This is a genomic window from Thalassotalea castellviae, from assembly GCF_031846185.1.
In the GTDB taxonomy this organism is placed as follows: Bacteria; Pseudomonadota; Gammaproteobacteria; order Enterobacterales; family Alteromonadaceae; genus Thalassotalea_H; species Thalassotalea_H castellviae.
In genome coordinates this window covers 67776-86927 of the sequence record NZ_JAVRIF010000003.1, presented here as the reverse complement: position 1 = coordinate 86927, position 19152 = coordinate 67776, and the positions used below count along the sequence as shown (strand labels likewise).

Annotated in this window: 18 protein-coding genes; 4 read left to right on the top strand and 14 right to left on the bottom strand. The window is 37.7% G+C overall.

Going from position 1 to position 19152, the window contains the following annotated elements; translation table 11 throughout:
* Positions 1-67: 67 nt before the first annotated feature.
* The 9 genes from rplI to RM573_RS06715 form a co-directional block, all read right to left on the bottom strand.
* On the bottom strand, positions 68-520 hold the full coding sequence (gene rplI, locus RM573_RS06755) for a 50S ribosomal protein L9 (protein ID WP_303449322.1): 453 nt from the start codon (positions 518-520) through the stop codon (positions 68-70).
* Between the two features lie 20 nt (positions 521-540).
* A complete protein-coding gene (rpsR, locus tag RM573_RS06750) occupies positions 541-768 on the bottom strand; it encodes a 30S ribosomal protein S18 (protein ID WP_070375547.1) in 228 nt (75 codons plus the stop codon).
* Between the two features lie 59 nt (positions 769-827).
* Positions 828-1148: a primosomal replication protein N gene (gene priB / locus RM573_RS06745; RefSeq protein ID WP_303449327.1), complete on the bottom strand. Its 321-nt coding sequence runs from the start codon at positions 1146-1148 to the stop codon at positions 828-830.
* Between the two features lie 39 nt (positions 1149-1187).
* Positions 1188-1610 (bottom strand): 30S ribosomal protein S6, encoded by a 423-nt coding sequence (rpsF, locus tag RM573_RS06740; RefSeq protein ID WP_311579186.1) that lies wholly within the window; start codon positions 1608-1610, stop codon positions 1188-1190.
* Between the two features lie 145 nt (positions 1611-1755).
* Positions 1756-2496, bottom strand: coding sequence for an ABC transporter substrate-binding protein (locus RM573_RS06735; protein WP_311579183.1), 741 nt, complete (start codon positions 2494-2496; stop codon positions 1756-1758).
* Positions 2477-2905 carry an ABC transporter substrate-binding protein gene (locus tag RM573_RS06730; RefSeq protein ID WP_311579180.1) on the bottom strand — a complete coding sequence of 143 codons (429 nt, stop codon included), beginning with the start codon at positions 2903-2905 and terminating at the stop codon, positions 2477-2479. Before RM573_RS06730 ends, RM573_RS06735 begins: the two co-directional genes overlap by 20 nt.
* Before the next feature lie 216 nt (positions 2906-3121).
* Positions 3122-3877: a 23S rRNA (guanosine(2251)-2'-O)-methyltransferase RlmB gene (gene rlmB / locus RM573_RS06725; protein ID WP_311579177.1), complete on the bottom strand. Its 756-nt coding sequence runs from the start codon at positions 3875-3877 to the stop codon at positions 3122-3124.
* Positions 3878-3993: 116 nt separating this feature from the next.
* The gene (rnr, locus tag RM573_RS06720; RefSeq protein WP_311580334.1) at positions 3994-6429 is read right to left on the bottom strand and encodes a ribonuclease R; all 2436 of its coding nucleotides are present in this window, start codon (positions 6427-6429) and stop codon (positions 3994-3996) included.
* Between the two features lie 57 nt (positions 6430-6486).
* Positions 6487-7104, bottom strand: a complete 618-nt coding sequence (locus RM573_RS06715; protein WP_311579174.1) for a tetratricopeptide repeat protein — start codon at positions 7102-7104, stop codon at positions 6487-6489.
* Between the two features lie 211 nt (positions 7105-7315).
* Between RM573_RS06715 and RM573_RS06710 the strand changes: the two genes are divergently transcribed.
* Positions 7316-8527 carry a cyclic di-GMP phosphodiesterase gene (locus RM573_RS06710; RefSeq protein ID WP_311579171.1) on the top strand — a complete coding sequence of 404 codons (1212 nt, stop codon included), beginning with the start codon at positions 7316-7318 and terminating at the stop codon, positions 8525-8527.
* A gap of 6 nt (positions 8528-8533) precedes the next feature.
* Here RM573_RS06710 and RM573_RS06705 read toward each other — a convergent pair whose 3' ends face one another.
* The 5 genes from RM573_RS06705 to RM573_RS06685 all read right to left on the bottom strand — a co-directional run bounded on the left by RM573_RS06705 (position 8534) and on the right by RM573_RS06685 (position 15780).
* Positions 8534-9940 carry a M20/M25/M40 family metallo-hydrolase gene (locus RM573_RS06705; protein ID WP_311579167.1) on the bottom strand — a complete coding sequence of 469 codons (1407 nt, stop codon included), beginning with the start codon at positions 9938-9940 and terminating at the stop codon, positions 8534-8536.
* 217 nt (positions 9941-10157) lie between these two features.
* A complete protein-coding gene (locus RM573_RS06700) occupies positions 10158-13298 on the bottom strand; it encodes an efflux RND transporter permease subunit (RefSeq protein ID WP_311579165.1) in 3141 nt (1046 codons plus the stop codon).
* A 9-nt stretch (positions 13299-13307) separates the two neighbouring features.
* Entirely contained in the window at positions 13308-14396 is a 1089-nt protein-coding gene (locus tag RM573_RS06695; protein ID WP_311579163.1) for an efflux RND transporter periplasmic adaptor subunit, read from the bottom strand.
* A gap of 234 nt (positions 14397-14630) precedes the next feature.
* Positions 14631-14972 carry an iron-sulfur cluster insertion protein ErpA gene (gene erpA, locus RM573_RS06690; protein WP_311579160.1) on the bottom strand — a complete coding sequence of 114 codons (342 nt, stop codon included), beginning with the start codon at positions 14970-14972 and terminating at the stop codon, positions 14631-14633.
* 52 nt (positions 14973-15024) lie between these two features.
* Entirely contained in the window at positions 15025-15780 is a 756-nt protein-coding gene (locus RM573_RS06685; protein WP_311579157.1) for a DUF6776 family protein, read from the bottom strand.
* Between the two features lie 72 nt (positions 15781-15852).
* Between RM573_RS06685 and RM573_RS06680 the strand changes: the two genes are divergently transcribed.
* The 3 genes from RM573_RS06680 (at position 15853) to RM573_RS06670 (ending at position 19134) form a co-directional block, all read left to right on the top strand.
* Positions 15853-17577, top strand: a complete 1725-nt coding sequence (locus RM573_RS06680; protein ID WP_311579154.1) for a chloride channel protein — start codon at positions 15853-15855, stop codon at positions 17575-17577.
* Positions 17574-18002, top strand: coding sequence for a CopD family protein (locus tag RM573_RS06675; protein ID WP_311579151.1), 429 nt, complete (start codon positions 17574-17576; stop codon positions 18000-18002). The genes RM573_RS06680 and RM573_RS06675 overlap by 4 nt, the downstream gene beginning before the upstream one ends.
* 118 nt (positions 18003-18120) lie before the next feature.
* Positions 18121-19134 (top strand): aspartate carbamoyltransferase, encoded by a 1014-nt coding sequence (locus RM573_RS06670; protein ID WP_311579148.1) that lies wholly within the window; start codon positions 18121-18123, stop codon positions 19132-19134.
* Positions 19135-19152 lie beyond the last annotated feature (18 nt).

The following is a 19152-nucleotide window of genomic DNA, read 5'->3' as shown; positions in this document are numbered from 1 at the left end:
AACAAAAACACCGCATAGGATAACTCCCATGCGGTGTTTTGACTTAATTTAACTTTAAAAAAGTAAATTAAGCTTCAGCGATAACAATCACTTTGATGCTTGTATCAACATCGTTATGTAAGTGAAGAACGATATCGTACTCACCAACTTCACGAATTGTACCTAAAGGCATACGTACTTGAGCTTTCGCAATTTCAACGCCAGCTTCAGTAATCGCATCAGCAATATCTTTTGTACCGATAGAACCGAATAATTTACCTTCTTCACCCGCTGATGAAGCGATAGTTACTTCTGCTAATTCAACGATTTTCGCTGCTTTAGCTTCTGCTGCACTTAATACTTCAGCTAATTTCTTCTCTAATTCAGCACGACGAGCTTCAAAGTGCTCAACGTTTGCTTTAGAGGCAAAAACAGCTTTACCTTGTGGTAATAAAAAGTTACGAGCATAACCAGACTTAACAGTTACCTTGTCACCAAGGCCGCCTAATTTGGCGATTTTATCAAGAAGAATTACTTCCATTTTCAAAACCCCTTATTAGATTACTTATGTAAATCAGTATATGGTAATAATGCTAAGTAACGAGCACGCTTGATCGCACGACCAAGTTGACGTTGATATTTAGCAGCTGTACCAGTAATACGGCTAGGAACGATTTTACCACTTTCAGTGATATAGTTTTTCAGCGTAGCAATATCTTTATAATCGATAGAGGTAGCGCCTTCCGCTGTGAAGCGGCAAAATTTACGACGTCTAAAAAAACGAGACATGGATTTCTCCTAATATTCGATGTTATTTTTTAACAATAATCATGCTAAATAATAATCACCTAATTAATCATTTCAATATGCTGAGCATGTAAGACCAAAAGCGGATTACCGTTTCTGGATTCATGACGATTAATAAAACCCGTCACTTTTAATTTACTGCCCGCAATTAAATCACGAGTTAAGTGTTGTGACATTTCACCGGTTGCCACTACTTGTATTCTGACAAATGCTTGTCTATTCATGCCGGCTTCATTTTGTATGGACTTATGATCCATTGAAAACTGACAATGTTGAATACCTGCAGGACTAGTTGATAATTTAGGTGGTTTAACCACTTCCCCTACCAACACGAGGCAATTCTCTAGATTAGTATTTTCCATAACAGAACTTTCTAACATGTAGAGATTGTCACGACCAGCTTATTCTTCGCTCGCAGCTTCTTCTTTTGTTTCTTCAGCAGGTGCTTCTGAAACAGCTGGAGCAACTTCTTGCTTAACTTCGCGGCGATCGTCGCGACGTTCTTCTTTAGCACTTGCCATAGCTGATGCTTCAGTTACTGCGTGTTTAGTACGCATGATCATGTTACGAATAACAACATCGTTGTAACGGAAAGAAGTTTCTAACTCATCAATAACTGACTGAGGCGCTTCAATGTTTAATAAAACATAGTGTGCTTTGTGAAGTTTATTGATTGGGTATGCTAATTGACGACGACCCCAGTCTTCTAGACGGTGGATCTTGCCTTCAGCAGCATTGATCAAATCTGTGTAGCGCTGGATCATACCAGGTACTTGTTCACTCTGATCAGGGTGAACCATAAATACGATTTCGTAATGACGCATTACGAGCTCCTTACGGTTGTAGCCTCATTATCTGGCTCAGCCAACACCAGTTGAGGCAAGGAACAAAAAGTTCAGGCTGAATTAAGGTCGCGTAGTGTAGGTAAATTAACCAGTAAAGGCAAGCTTTTAATCGGCTTATTAGTTTTTATTTGTCGAATTGAAAGAAATTAAGAAAGATACTTGAAAGCCCCTGATGGTCATTTTCAGAAAACTCGATGGTTAATCCTTTATCTTGATAGGTAAAATTTGTCAATTTCTCTAAAAAACAGCTTTGGCTCAACGATTCACCACATTGCTTAGCGACTTCAACAAAGACAAATGCATTGAGGTAACCTTCAAAAAGTATCTGATCAACCGTCTTAATGCCTTGAGCCTTCATATCGTCCATAAATTGCAAACAAATAGCTTCATTGCAGTTGGCTGGATCTAACATCACTTCTGTCACTAAAACATTACTTGGTTGTTTAATCCGCTGAAATAAATCACGACTTGATATAAATGAAACAGAAGTAAAAAATGGCGTGAAATCCTGCTGATAAGCTGAATTTATCAATTGTGCAAATGGCTCATAAGTACCAACAAATGCAACAACTTGAACGTTTTTTGCTTTCAAAATACTAAGCGCTAACTTTATATCATTGGTATTTCGACGATAGCGTGTCGTCACTGTTGGCTTTATACCACGATTTTTTAAAGCCATTAAATAGCCTTTTTCAACTGAAATACCAAATTCATCGGCTTGAATCATCAGGCCGATATTCGTCATTCCTTTTTCATCAACTAAAAAATGTATTTGTTGCTCAGTTTCTTGATAATAACTTGCCCGTAAATGGAAAATATTCTTAATAACCGGTTTACGTAAAAATTCAGCACCTGAAAAAGGCATTAAAAAAGGCACATGAAAAAGGCATTAAAAAAGGCACATGACTTTGGCTGATTTTATCTAAAACCGCATGCGTCGTTGGCGTACCAACATAATTAAAAAATGCGAATATATCTTTCTTCTTTAAGAAATTCTGTGTATTTATCAGAGTTTTATATGGTTCGTAACCATCGTCTAGAAGCACTAATTGAATATGTTTACCTGCAAGTCCGCCTTCTCGATTGACTCGGTCAAAATATGTATTGGCTCCTTGGTTTAAGCGGATCCCAAGTTGTGCGGTTGGGCCTGAAGTGGCATTAGAGACGGCTAATTTTATGACGGGTTGATTTTCAATGTTAGCAAAAACATTGGCGCTGATGCAAAGTAATGCACAAACAATTAACAACAGCAGTATTAAGTTTTTGTGCAACATGAATTGGCATCACTATCAGTTCAATGGCATCCCTGAAAGTTAAATATCCATAACAGCTAGCAGTATTTTATGCATATTATTACCGCTTACTTACTCTTTTTAGAATAGACAATTATACCGACAATTGAAATATAATATATCGGTTATCGTTTTATATGCAGCGTGGAATGACCGATTGACAATAGAAATTGAACAATAATCGCCATTCAGCCAAGTTTAGTTGAGTCGCTGACGAACAATTTCAAACAAACAAATCCCCGTTGCAACAGAAACATTTAAGCTAGAAACACTTCCTGCCATCGGCAATTTTACGAGTTGATCGCAATTTTCCCGTGTTAGTCGACGCATGCCTTTCCCTTCAGCTCCCATCACGAGCGCCATAGGCCCTGATAATTTCACATCATACAAGCAAGTATCCGTTTCTCCTGCGGTACCGATTATCCATACCCCCATCTGTTGTAACTGCTTCATGGTTCTTGCAAGGTTTGTCACTTGTACTAAAGGCACAGTCTCAGCAGCACCTACTGCAACTTTTCTAACCGTACCCGTTAGTCGCGCAGCATTATCTTTGGGTACAATAATCGCTTGTACGCCTGCCGCATCGGCATTTCGCAAACAAGCTCCTAAATTATGCGGATCAGTCACGCCATCTAAAATCAAAAGAAAAGGCGGAACACCTTGTTTTTCAGCGGTTTCAATAATGTCATCTAAGTCAGCTTCGGTGAAGGTTTTTCCTGGCTGAACACGCGCTACAACACCTTGATGCTGCTCACCATTTGACTTATCGTCTAACACCTTTCTATTGACCATTTGAGCAGGAATAGCATATTTTCGTGATAAATTAATTATTGGCATTAATCGTTCATCGTCACGACCTTTTAATAAAAACAATTCAATAAAACGTTCAGGTGAGCGTTTTATCAGTTCGTTAACCGCATGAATACCAAATACTAATTCATCATTTTTTGCCATGTTTATCTCTTACTTACTTTTATTTCAATAATATCTTTAACGTTAATCGTTGAATATTGACGACAAAATTCATTGCTTAATCGCACTAATTTGCAAAATAAATTTAGCTAATCTAACTACTTGCTAGCTTTTCGCGCATTTTTACCCGGCCGTTTTTTTCTGGCTTTTCGCTTTGCTGATTTTGATTTTTCAGGTTTATCTTTTTTCGGTTTTGCATTTTTAACGCCACTTGCCGGTTTCATTTTTCCGCTTTTCTTACCATTAAACCCTTCTGACTTACTATGCTTACCTCCTTTACCTTTTGGCAGAGGTTTCGCGCGACTAATAACAGCATTATCACCCGACAAGGCTAAATCAATTTTCTTTTCATCTAAATTAACCGCCGCCACTTGTACTTCTAGCACATCGCCGACATGAAATTTATTACCCGTTTTCTCGCCAGATAAACACATGCGAACATCATCAAAATGATAAAAATCACGCCCTAAAGAAGTAATATGAACTAAGCCTTCTATGTGCAAATCCGCTAAACGTACAAACAAACCAAAATTAGTCACGGTTGATATAACGCCGGTAAAAGTATCCCCAACATGATCTTGCATAAACTCACATTTGAGCCAGTCTGAAACATCGCGAGTGGCATCATCAGCGCGTCGTTCAGTCATCGAGCAATGTTCACCGAGTTCTACGACAGCTTCTTCGGCATAACTATAGCAACCACCATTGCCAGCACTGTCTGCTTGAGTTTGCAAGATAGATTTTATAACGCGATGGATAACTAAATCTGGGTATCGTCGGATCGGGGAAGTAAAATGACTATAAGACTCAAGCGCTAAACCAAAGTGACCAATATTTTCACTTTGATAAACTGCTTGACGCATTGATCTTAGCAGCATGGTTTGAATAAGTTCTTGATCGGGACGACCTTGCACTTGCGCCAAAATATCACTGTAATCTTGAGGTGCAGGTAAACCATCCTCATTATCAACACGTGGCATTTGCAAGCCAAGTTCAGCTAAATAACTGACAAAATTATTAAATTTGTCTTCACTCGGTTTGTCATGCACCCGAAATAAACCCGGCATTTTATGCTGTTCAACAAATTTTGCTGTCGCAACATTTGCCAAGATCATACATTCTTCAATAATCTTGTGTGCGTCATTTCGGATCAGCGGATCTATCGACTCTATTTTTTTGTCGGCATTAAAAATAAAACGCGACTCTTCCGTTTCAAAAGCAATAGCACCACGGCTATTTCGTGCTGCTATTAATGCGTGATACATCGCATTTAAATTTTCTAAATCAGGGACTAACGATTGATATTGACTACGTAAAGCTTCATCACCTGTGGTTTCTGCATCACCTAGTATTGCCGCAACTTTTGTATAAGTAAATCGCGCATGAGAACGCATCACCGCAGGGTAAAATTTACTATCAGATAGTTTACCGGCTTCATTAATGGTCATTTCACAAACCATACAAAGTCGGTCTACATCAGGGTTTAACGAACATAAACCGTTAGATAATTTCTCAGGGAGCATGGGAATGACTTGGCTGGGAAAATACACAGAATTTCCTCGCGCTAACGCTTCGTCATCAAGGGCAGTACCTGGGCGAACATAATAACTGACATCAGCAATCGCTACCCATAATCGCCATCCGCCTGTTTTTTCCGGTTGACAATAAACAGCATCATCAAAATCACGGGCATCTTCGCCATCAATAGTAACAAGTGGTAATTCACGTAAATCAACGCGCGATAATTTCGCGTCATCTTCCACTTCATCTGCTATAGAAGCAATTTCCGCTTCAACCTCAGGAGACCATTGATAGGGTAAGTCGTGTTCTCTAAGTGCAATTTCAATTTCCATACCTGGCGCCATATGATCGCCCAATACTTCAATCACTTTTCCAACCGCATTATTTCTTTTAGACGGTCGTTGAACCACTTCAACAACCACCATTTGACCATGACGCGCCGCTAATCTTTCTTTTGGATCAATTAAGATATCTTGTTTAATGCGCGCATCATCTGGCACCACAAAACAAATATTATGTTCTAGAAAAAATCGTCCCACGATGCCCGCTTTACGCGGCTTAATAATATCCGATATTTTAATTTCTTGTCGGCCTTTGCGATCAGACCTATCAACTAAAATAGCCTCAACAACATCACCATGAAAAACTCGTTGCATTTCATGAGAAGAAATAAATAAATCTTTTGGTTTTTTCTCTCCGGGCTTTGTATCGGGAGCAAAGAATCCGTAACCATCACGATGGCCAATTACCGTGCCAGTAAGTAAATGATTTTTAGGCGCGATAGCATACTGTTTAAATTTATTAAAAATTAATTGCCCTGCATTTTCCATGGCACGTAAACGACGTTTTAAACCGATGATATGCTCATCTTCTTGATACTTAAGCGTCTGACAAAGTGCTTTAAAAGTCGGCGGCGTTGGTAATTTTTCGATAATTGACAAAATCAATTCACGACTTGCCACTGGGTTATCGTATTTTTTAGCTTCGCGTTGTTGGTGAGGATCTTTAATAATACTTATACTTAATTAAGTGATTTGTTTCTTATTATATCTTAGTTACACGATTTGGTATTAATATTTTCCTTCTTTCGCTGCATTAACTACACGTTCAGGCATTTTTTCAGCAAGAGCTGCTAATAAATGTGTGATTTTCTTATGTGTTTTTTTATCATCGGTCACTGAGTGATGTAATTGCGCGTATAATTCAGGAAAGTCTAAAGGGCTGCCTTCTCCGGCATTATAAATTTCAGCGAGGCGAATCTGTGCCTTTAAATTATCCAGATTAGCCGCTTCTTTGAGGAAAATAATTGCCTGTCTAATATCTGGTTGCATAAACTTGCCGACATGATAATAACGACCTAACTGTTCTAATGCTTCAGGTAAACCTTGGTCTGCTGATTCACGCATATAATGTAACCCTAACGGCACATTTTTCTTTACGCACACGCCAAACGCTAACATATCTCCCCATAAAAATTGAAAAGCCGGTTTGTTTGAAATCACCGCACGTGCTTCAATATCTTGCACAAGTTGACATTCATCGATAACCATTTGGCTCAAATGTTTGTTTTCTTTAATTAAATCAAGTAAAACATCATCAGTATAAATTTGTACAACACTTAATTTCGCCCCATAAACCGTAGGTAAATAACTACAAATAAGTATTAACAACCCGAAAATTAAGCGCATAAGAAGACCTTTTTAAAAACGAAAAAAATAAAAAATATAATGGTATACGTTCTTTATCGGCAAACTTTCGTAAAAATTCAAAAAAACTTTGAAAAATTGTACCAGTAAATAGATAGACTATAATCATAATTTACTTCAAAGAATAACGTTACCTTAATTACCTTTCAAAAAGCAGCAAAATTAATACCACAATAATTTGACTGTATTTGAAATGCTAAAAACTGAAGCTGTGGAATTGGCGCTAAAACTCAAGGTTCTCGATAAAAGAATGATGAAAGAAATAGAAATATCAGCATTAGAAGTAGGTCATTATGTTGTAAAAATAGTGAAACAAGTCAAACAATTCACTCTCACACAACCGGGTCATATAAAAAGTGATCTTGTCATTAAAAATATGGCTGCAAAAGGTGTAATAAGCCTTTTAATTGATACGAGTAAAACCAAAAAAGAACATCACCCGCGAAAAAATAAAAACGCGCCCGTCATAATGGACGTTTATAAAGCAAAAGAGTTATTTACTCAGTCCAAAGCCATCCAAAAACAAGTATTTTCTGACGCTCAATCTGGGAAACCTTTAGATTTAAGTCCAGTTGAAAAAATAACCGATGAAACGATTAATGAAATTTTTAAAAATCCTGATGCGTTAGCTTGTGTGATCAATATTAGGAATACCGATGAATATCTTTTAGAGCACTCAGTTTCAGTCTCAGTGTTAATGACAATTTTCGCGCGATTTTTAAAAGTCGAAAAACCTATCATCCAAGAATTATCGATTGGGGCTTTTTTACATGATGTCGGTAAAATAATGGTCCCTGAAAACATTCTAAATAAACCTGGCAAGTTAACAACCGAAGAGTTTTCCATTATGAAAACTCATGTGAACCATTCTATCGATATTATAAAAAAAACCCCTGGTATTTCAGCGTTAAGTTTGGAAGTTGCCGCACTGCATCATGAAAAATTAGACGGTAATGGTTACCCATTTAATGTGGTAGGAGATGACATTTCAACATACGGACGTATGATTTCAATATGTGATATTTTCGACGCGTTAACGGCCAATCGCTGCTATAAAAAGGGTTACAATCATATAAAAGCTTTCAATATTTTACGTAAACTTGCTGAAAGTAACCATTTAGATCAAAGACTTGTAAATCTATTTATCAAATGCATGGGCGTTTATCCTGTTGGCTCATTAGTTGAGTTAAATTCAAATAAAATTGCCATTGTAGAAGAACGCAACATAGACGACCCGACTAACCCCAAAGTGAGATATTTTTATAATTCTGAAAAAAATAATTATGTTATGGCTGAAGATATTGACTTGGCAAAAAATGATGACTTTATTGTTAAAGGGGTAAGAGCCGATGATTTTGATCTGAATATGAACAAAATCATCGAATTTTTATTGATGCAAGGCTAATGATATTTATTTAAAAGAGCCGGGCCATTCTGCTGCAATATAAGTAAATACTGTCCAAACAGCTAAGTTTTGACGCATATGCTCAGGATTGACCTTATCGAAGGTGTCATCTGGCGTGTGGTGCAAATCAAAATAATCTGTACCATCTTGCATCAAGTTTAACGCTGGCACGCCTAAAGCAGCCAAAGGAATCATATCAGGACCTCCGCTAGTGTCACCACCACGACGGCTGACGCCTAGGTTTCCCATGATTGCAGCCATAGTATCAACCACATGTAGTGCGTTAACGGAAACATTTTTAGATGATTGCAGGCCATATACCGGACCGGCACCAAAGTCTGATTCAGAACCAATCACATGGTTTGCTATAGTGCCGTCTGCTTGTCTGGCTTTAGCGTATGCACGTGCACCAATTAAACCTAATTCTTCCGCTCCCCATAGGATGACGCGAATAGTACGACGAGGATTAACTGTGACATTATTTTTAATAAAAGCACCAGTTGCCATAGCAATTGCGACTCCAGCACCATCATCAACCGCACCTGTCCCTAAATCCCAGCTATCTAAATGACCACCAATAACAACCACTTCATTAGGTAATTCACGACCTGTTATTTCGCCAATAACATTTTTAGTCACGATCGGGCCTAAATCTTTGGTTTGAATATTTAAACGAATTTTAGGCGTGTGTCCAAATTCCATTAATCGAACTAACTGATCAGCATCAGGGTTAGAGAGTGCAACAGCTGGAACAGCGGTATATCCCATTGCTACATTTGTTGCTCCCGTGTGTGGATTACGATGATCGTCAGTACCAATAGAGCGAATCAATAGTGCTTCAGCCCCTTTTTGAGCAGCAAGTTCATGCCCTTTACTACGAGCAATGTTTGCTGGGCCATATCCCCCACCATTTTTTAACCTTTCCATGCGATTACTAATAAAAGCTATTTTTCCTTTTAAACTATTATCTGCCGCTTTTTCAAGTGCTGCATAATTTTTAAAATGAACAATATCTGCTTCCAAGCCACCTTTAGGAGTAGATTTTGAACGACCAAGCGCGGTGATCACCATTTTTTGATAAGAAGGTACTAAAATTTCTGCCTTTTCAACTTCACGAACCCAACCATTCATTTTTACGTCTTCGGTATAAACTTTGTCAAACCCTAACGCTTTTAATTTTTTTATACCCCATTCAATGCCAGCTTTTTCACCGGGAGTACCAGGATGACGAGCTCCAACTTCAGTGGTTAAAGATTTTAAAATTTGATAGGCGCTATTATCGTTGATCGCTTTATCTCGAAGAGTCGTTGTCGTGGCTTTTGTTTCTGGTGAAACAGGAATAATAGGGTCATTGGCAAAAACTGATGCCGATAATACACAAGCAGCAATAGCGGCTAATTTAATCAATTTCATTGAAACTCCATGTTGAATTTTTTTAACAAATTAGATTATTCACTTCAGCACAAAAATTCCTTTGAAGATGAAGTGTTCTTAATCAATACGTAACTATCTTAGTAAATCGACTACAAGCACATCGATTTTATCGACACAGTATAAGTACATACTCTAACTGGATCTATTAATTATATTGTCGATAGCCATTACACATAAATTTAGCTATACCTCAAATTTATGCTGCAGGGATCAACCGTTTTATTTTACCGATAAAACTTAACTTATTTTGTCTTTTTCGTACGTGCCTATTACGATCCCTTAATATTATTAAGCAAGGAGTTAACACAAGCGTTAATACTGTAGCAAAAGCTAATCCCCCTGCAACAGCTGTGGCTAATTGTGTCCACCATTGAGTTGAAGGCGCACCAAAAACGGCCGTACGATTAAAAAAGTCTAAGTTCACCTGAAGTACCATAGGTAATAAACCTAATATTGTAGTGATAGTAGTTAACATGACCGGACGAAGCCGTTGTGCTCCTGTTTGTAAAACCGCATCAATGGGTGACAGTCCTTCTTTTCTCAACACATTGTACGTATCAATTAAAACGATATTGTTATTAACGACAATACCCGCTAACGAAATAACACCAATGCCTCCCATGACAATACCAAATGGTTTTTGCGCAAGAAATAAAGCTAAGAATACCCCGACCGTTGAAAAGATAACGGCACTTAATATTAAAAAGGCTTGGTAAAAACTATTAAATTGAGTCACTAAAATAATTGCCATAACAAACAGCGCAATACCAAAAGCATTGACTAAGAATTCTTCTGACTCTTGTTGATCTTCATTTTGCCCTCGAATACTAATATCAACACTGGGATCAATTCCTAACGATGGAAACTGTGCTTTTAATGCCGGTAATTCTGTTAATAATTGTGCGCCACTTATTAAATTTGCTTGAATAGTAACCACACGTTTACCATCGGTTCGATGAATAGTATCAACTTTAGGGGCGGCCTCTCGGGTCACAAAACTACTCACAGGAACTAATCCTCCCATGGTTTTTATACGAAGAGTATCTAACCGACCAATATTGCGTTTTTCTTCAGGAAAACGAACACGAATATCAAGTTCATCATCCACATCATCGGGGCGATATTCACCTAATTTCAAGCCATTAGTAACCATTTGTACCGTCGAACCAACAATCGCTGCATCAGCGCTATAAGTTGCCGCTTTTGAACGATCAATTTTTAATTGCCATTCAATGCCCGGTTTTGCTCCCGAGTCTTCAATGTCAGTAAATTTCCCATTTTTAATTAATGCTTGTCGAATAATTTTAACCGCATCATCTAGTTTTTCTGGAAAACGAGAGTTTAATTCCAAACGTAAATCTTTACCCGACTGCGGACCGTTTTCATTTTTACGAACTTCTAATTCAACACCAGCTAAATCTCCAGTACGTTGGTGAATTTCTTTTATCGATTCATCTGAGGGTCGGCGAAATTGCCAATTAATAAAATTAACTTGAAATGAACCAATAATGTCATTGCCACCTGTTAACGTGTATAAAGTTTCGATTTCTTCCATATCAAGTATGCGTGTTTCGATATCTCGCATTATTTGATCTTTTTCTTTCACCGATAAATCGCCGTGTGAACGTACAATAATGGTGGCGCTATTTGGTTCTATTTCTGGAAAAAATATTGCCCCTAGTCCCGAAGAGCCATATAGCCACATTACTAATATCGCCACACCAAAAGTACCTAAAACAACTTTCCAAGGATGATGGATCGCTGTTTTTAATATCGACACATATTTACCAGTAAACCCAACTAAATTGTCTAAGTTACCTTGTTCTGTATTTTCAACTTGTATTTTTTCTTTCTGAGTTAATGCGCGAGTTTTTCCAATAACACTGCCAATGGTTGGAACAAAAACTAATGCCATTGCTAAAGAAGCCGTTAATACGGCAATTAATGTAAAAGGGAGGTATTTCATAAACTCTCCCATCATACCCGGCCAAAACATCAATGGGGCAAATGCAGCCAAAGTAGTTGCAGTTGATGCAATGATTGGCCATGCCATACGTTTTGCCGCTAAGCCATATGCAATCTCGCGAGGTTTACCTTCATTCATCTCTCTGTCTGCAAATTCTGTTACGACAATCGCACCATCAACTAACATACCCACGGCCATAATCAATCCAAATAAAACAACTATATTTACCGTTAAACCAGCAATGGCGAGCACTAAGATCCCGGTTAAAAATGCTCCAGGAATAGCAACACCAACCAAAATAGCCGTTCGCGTACCCAGTGCTGCAATGATCACGATAACCACTAACAACACCGCTGAAAGCACATTGTTTTGTAAATCACTTAAGGTATTTTTTACTTCAATTGACTGATCACCAATATAATCAACGACCACTTGATTAGGCCAATTTTCACGTTCTTTTTCGATAAGTGATTTAACATTATCTACCGTATAAATAATGTTTTCACCGGAACGTTTTTTAACTTCAATCGAAATAGAACGTTCGCCATTTAAACGTGCAAATGTTGTAGGATCTTTATAAGAACGACGAACTGTGGAAACGTCTTGGAAGGTGATCACTTTATCACCATCTGCTTTTATCGGTAACTCAAGTAAATCTTGAACCGTTTCAAACACAGAAGGTACTTTTATCGCAAAACGTCCTTTACCTGTATCCATGGTTCCTGCCGGAACTAAACGATTATTACGTTCAACCAGATTATAAATATCCGTTTGATCAAGTCCGTAGCTTTCCATCAATAAGGGGTCGACGATAATCTCAACCATATCTTCACGGTCGCCACCAATATCAACTTCTAGCACCTCTTGCATACCTTCAATTTTATCTTTGAGGTCACGTGCTAGTGTTAATAATCCTCTCTCTGTCACTGGACCCGATAAAATAACAGTAACTGCAGGCACTTGATTGGCCATTGTCACTTCATGCATTTCAGGTTCTTCTGATTCAGAGGGCAGTTTTGCTTTAGCTAGGGTTACTTTGTCTCGCACATCCGCTAAAGCTTCTTTTGGATCTAAACCCGCTAAAAACTCAATGTTAATTGAGGCATGTCCTTCACTGGCAGTGGAAGTCATCTCCTTAATGCCTGCAATAGATTTCAGCTCTTTTTCCATCGGACGAACAAGCATCCGCTCAGCATCTTCAGGTGAAATACCGTCATGTACCATAGAAACATAAATGTTGGGAATAGTAATGTCAGGATTCGCTTCTTTGGCAATATTAGCGTAAGTAATAGCACCAGAAATCAGCAAAAGGATAAACACCATTAATACAGAACGAGTCCGTGTTAACGCTGCTTCAATAATTGTTAACATGAAGTCTCCTTACTTCTCGATGCTCATCACAGCATCAACAATATCACCCGCACGGACAAAACCTTGTCCAAGAGTAATAACATCTGCTTGTTGACCTAGTCCCGATAACCACAAGCCATCATTTTCACTTTTTACAACGTTAATTGGTGTAAAAACTACAGTGTTATTAGTGACAGTTTTCACGCCAATATTACCCATTTCATCAAGTGCTAATAAAGCAGGAGACATTTTAATCGCAGGCACTTCATCTAAAACAACATCTACTTCACTGCTTATACCTGCTAATAATTGATAGTTGCTATTTTCAATAGTCACTTCAATTTTGAAGGTATTGGTATTGTCATCTGCAACACTGGCGATATACCTAACTTGTCCGGGAAGTTGAGTTTTATTTAATAAACTTATTTCTGCGTTTTGCCCGACAGATATTTGCGCGACCTGTTGCTCAGTCACATAGGCACGTACCACAAGCGGATCTAAATCGGCAATCATCGCAATATCATCGCCACTTTTCACATAATCCCCTTCTTCGACATAACGAGTATTTAATACTCCATCAAAAGGAGCTCGAATGGTGGTATAACTAATGGCAATTTCTAGACGTTTAATTTCAGCTTTAATAGCCGCCAAGTTTGCGGCTGCGCTACTAACTTGTACTTCACCTTGAAAGCCTTCAGCATTTAGTTTTTTAGCTCCTTGATATTCTATTTCACGTTGCGTTAATAATGCTTTGCTTTTAGCGAGTTGTGACTCAAGATCATTGATTGCTAATTGAGCAATGATCTGCCCTTTTGAAACCCTCGAACCTCTTTTCGCAAATACTTGTTCAATTTTGCCTGTTATTTCAGCTTTAACATGAGTAACTCTATCGGGTTCGGTACGACCATAAAGTTCAACAACATCACTGACATTTGCAGCAAAGAGTGTTTCAACTTTCACTTTTGGAATTAAAGTATTCTCTTTATCAATTTTTTTCGGTAACTCTTGAGCCTGCATTATCCCTGAAGCCATCCAAAGGATTAATATTAATGAGATAATAAGCGCTAATATATAAGGTCGCTCCGCTAACCATTGACGTCCATATTTATTTAGTTTCATTCGAGTCCTTGGTTTAAATGATTAATTCTATTTACAATACAATTTATTAAAGTATATAGCTCTATTACATGCTAAAAGCATAAATTTATTGGATATATTAACGTTGATCACTAGAATCGTCTACTGAGTAGAGAGTGCAATATGTAAGCAAATATCTTCTAGTAAGGTTCAGAGGTTATTAGGAATAATAAGGAAAGTAAGCACTAAACGTAGGGTCATTTAGTGCTATAAAAACTAAATAGAGAATGATGCACCACAACCACAAGTTGTAGAAGCATTTGGGTTATTAACTAAAAATCGACTGCCTTCTAGGCCTTCTACATAGTCAACTTCACCATCAACTAAGTATTGTAAACTCATAGGATCAATCACCATAGTAACGCCCTTCTTGACTATGGTCATGTCGCCCTCATTGACTTTTTCATCAAAAGTAAAGCCATATTGAAAACCAGAGCAACCACCACCTGTCACGTACACGCGTAATTTCAGCTCAGGGTTCTCTTCTTCTGTCACTAAAGCCAACACTTTATTGGCGGCAGCATCAGAAAATTTAATCGGTAATTCAGTATCAGACATGGGTTAACAATCTCTTTATATATAGGGGGTAATTATCTTAAACTTGATTAATTTAATCAAGTATTAGTAATGGTGTTTGTGGAATATTTTCAAGAACTGTTTGCCAGGGGTAACTTTCGTCAACACGTTGATAACTCTGCCACCTACTTTTAGGCATTATGGCAGATAAGGTTAGTTTTTCCGGCTTAAAATTCTCAGGAAACGTAAACTCCCCTTGAATCATTTGAAAATATTGAAAATTAAATGACAACTGCTTCTTAGATAATTCAGCCATTTTATTCACATTAATTTTATATGGTTTATTATCTAAACTGCCAACAAAGTTAAGCTCAACATGACCTTTCGCATAACGTTTTTTTACTTTTTGCTGTACTAAGGTCACTTGAAAACGATAATGATGCGGGCTAGCTGTCGCGGAAATCACTATATTATCAATCACAACCCCGTCTGCCTGCTTCTCTGGCGCCATAACTTTTTCATAAAACGCCAGTTCTTTTTTTACTTGATAATGTTGCGCTTCCATTTCTTTTAACAGTTTTTGAGATTTTTGATTTGCTAAACGCTCAACTTCTAATTCTACTTCTAACGTATTTATCCGGCGCGTTTGTTCACTTTGTTTTCGATATAAGTTATCTAAACGTTGTTTTTGTTGCTCTAGCGTTTGCTCTTGATAGGCATGAAAAAAGTTCCCCATACGATAACCACAAAATAAACATGTCGTGATTAACGCCAAGAGTAAAATTGCCGATCGAAAGGTGCCTAACCGAAGTACGACAGTATTCAGATTTATTTTTGCTAACCAACTCATTTGTAACGTATTATGATATCCATAAAATAAAAAACTGATATTTGACTTTAACTATAAATAATTAAGCCTAATATGATCTCATTAACCCCGTTAAGAAAACATTTATCTTTGCCTAGAACATCATGGCAATTATGCTTGCTTGCGGCTATTGGTGGGGCATTTTCCGCACTGCTGGTTATCTTGTTTACTTTAAGTATTAAAGGTTTACAACAATTTTATCTGAACCAATTAGACGATTATACCAGTTTAGATATGGTAAGTCGTTTTGATTTACCGATTATTGGCGCAATACTCATTATTATCTTTTCGAGGATTACCAGTTATCGTTATTTAAGAACCGGCATCCCCTTTGTTTTACACCGGTTAAAAGTCGCTCATGGTATTATTCCTTTAAGAAATACCATTCATCAGTTTGTTGGAACTGTGATTGCTTTAGCATCTGGATTTTCTGTTGGGCGTGAAGGACCCGCGGTTCATTTAGGTGCAGCCTGTAGTAGCTATCTTGGCAGTTTATTAAAATTATCTTTTAATACCACCCGAACCTTGTGTGCTTGTGGTATTGCAGCCGGCATCTCTGCGAGCTTTAATACTCCCATAGCTGCGGTTATCTTCGTGATGGAAGTCATATTACGCGAATATAAGGTTCATATTTTTATTCCTGTAATGATTGCTGCAATTGTGGGGTCGTTGATTACTCAAAACTTTTTTGGTCCTGCCCACAATTTAGATTATTTCAATAAAATAGAGTTAACTATCAGTCATTACCCATTTATTATTATTTTAGGCATGGCACTTGGGGTTTTAGCGTTTATTTTTAATCGGTATTTAACTTTATTAGTCAAATATTCAAGTAATTACCATATCGTTCCTAGATTATTATTAGCTGCCTTTATCACCGGAGGTTTAGGTTTCTTCATCCCTTATGCTATGGGAACCGATATCAGCGCTGTTAATTTTTCTCTCCAATATGAGCAACATTTTCAATTACTACTCGGGTTATTAATTGCCAAGATAATTATGACAGTTACCGCCTTAGGATTAGGCATTCCTGGTGGTATTATTGGTCCTATTTTAGGCATTGGTGCTATTGCAGGTACGTGTGCTTCAACGATCGCCATGACATATTTACCCGGTCAACATATTGCCACCGATTATGCATTAATGGGCATGGCGGGTTTTTTAGCGGCAACACTCAATGCTCCACTTGCCGCCTTACTTGCCGTGGTTGAGTTGTCAAATCAAATTGAAATAGTAATACCTGCGATGATCGCAATTACATCGGCTTGTGTAGTTTCAGGGCAGTTTTTAAAAAATCGTTCCATTATAATTATGCAGCTTGAAGTACAAAATCTCTTATATCGTAAGCCTCCGATTGAAAAATCATTGCAGCGCATTGGTGTATTAGGCGTGATGCAAGAAAATTTTACTTTGATTTCTGAATCATCACCAGACCTCGCCTTAGAAACGTTCAAAACAACAAAAGGTAAAAAACTGGTAATAAGTAAAGAAAGTTCCTCTGAGCCTGTCTTTACTTGGCATGAGTTTGTCCCGCCTTTAGAAAATCCCCCACAAGATATTAATGAAGATACTGTTGAATTTATCGCAAGCGGGAATATTGTCGCACACAAACTTATCCCTTTAGATTTTCAATCAACGTTAGCTGAAGCTTACCTTGCGCTTGTCGATGATAGGATAGGCGGGGTATATATTTATCAAAACAGTAAAGATAATATTTTAGGTATTGTATCTTTTGAACAAATTAGGCGTTATTTATTAGAAGGAAAAACAGCCCTATGACAATCTTCTGGCTCAAAGCATTGCATGTAAGTTTTATGGTTGCATGGTTTGCGGGTATTTTTTATTTACCGCGCCTTTTTGTTAACCATGCTGAATGTGATGAACCAAAAGTGATTGAGCATTTAAAAGGGATGGAAAAGCGCTTATTGTATTTCGTAACGCCTTTTGCATTTTTAACGGTCATTTTTGGCATCGCACTGATTTATCAATATGGTTATCAATGGTTTGTTGCCGCTAAATGGTTACATATAAAAATAAGCTTAGTGATCGGACTATTAATTTATCATGGTTATTGCTTTAAATTACTCAAAACCTTTAAAGAAGATAAAAACACGCGTTCTGGAAAGTTTTACCGTATTTTCAATGAAGTCCCTGTACTTATCTTATTTGCAGTAATTTTTTTAGTATATCTCAAACCTTTTTAAATGAGTTCGCGTGCTAATAAATTTTCAAATGTGCTATATTACCGCGCAAATAAATAGTAATAGCTGAATGAATATTCTTTTATCGCTATTCAAAAAATATAGTACAGGTACATAAGCCATGATGACCTTTCAAGGTAGCCATATTCTCTCTGTTTCACAATTTGATCGTGAAGCCATTTCAAAAATTTTATCTGTTTCAGCCCAGATGGCTCCTTATGCAATGCGTCAAAAGCGTTGTCATGTTTTAGAGGGAGCTATTTTAAATAACTTGTTTTTTGAACCGAGTACCCGTACTAGAGTCAGTTTTGGTGCCGCATTTAATTTGTTAGGTGGTTTTGTTCGAGAAACCGTTGGAGAAGAAAACTCGTCATTAAGTAAAGGTGAATCACTTTTTGATACCGCAAGAGTGATCAGCGGATATTCTGATGTTATTGCGATGCGTCATCCGAAAATGCATTCTGTCAGTGAATTTTCACAAGGCAGTAATGTCCCGGTAATTAATGGCGGCGATGGCGCGAACGAACACCCGACTCAAGCCCTATTAGACTTGTTTACCATCCAATCGGAAATGTCGCCGCACGGTAAAACTTTAGATGGTATTAACATCACACTTATGGGCGATTTAAAACATGGCAGAACCGTTCATTCATTGTCGAAATTGTTAAGTTTATACAATGACGTTAATATCACGATGATCGCACCTAATGATCTACAAATGCCCGACAATGTGATTTCAACCTTAGAGAATGCAGGCCATAAAGTTACCTTAACCGATAGCATTGAAGGGAATTTAGCCTGTGATGTTATTTATCAAACCCGTATTCAACAAGAACGTTTTGCCAGTCCCGATGAAGCCGACTTGTATCGTGGCCACTTTAGTTTGAACAAAGAAATATATCGCCAATATTGTAAAGATCATACGGTGATCATGCATCCTTTACCACGCGATTCTCGTCCAGAAGCAAATGAGTTAGATACCGATTTAAACGACTTAGATAATTTAGCTATTTTCAGGCAAGCGCAAAATGGCGTATTGGTTAGAATGGCATTATTTGCATTAACGCTAGGGGTTGAGGATAAATTAACTCAGTACGAAAAACCCATCACTTGGCACAGTAATAAAAACGCTTAGGCTGCCCTCAAAATACAA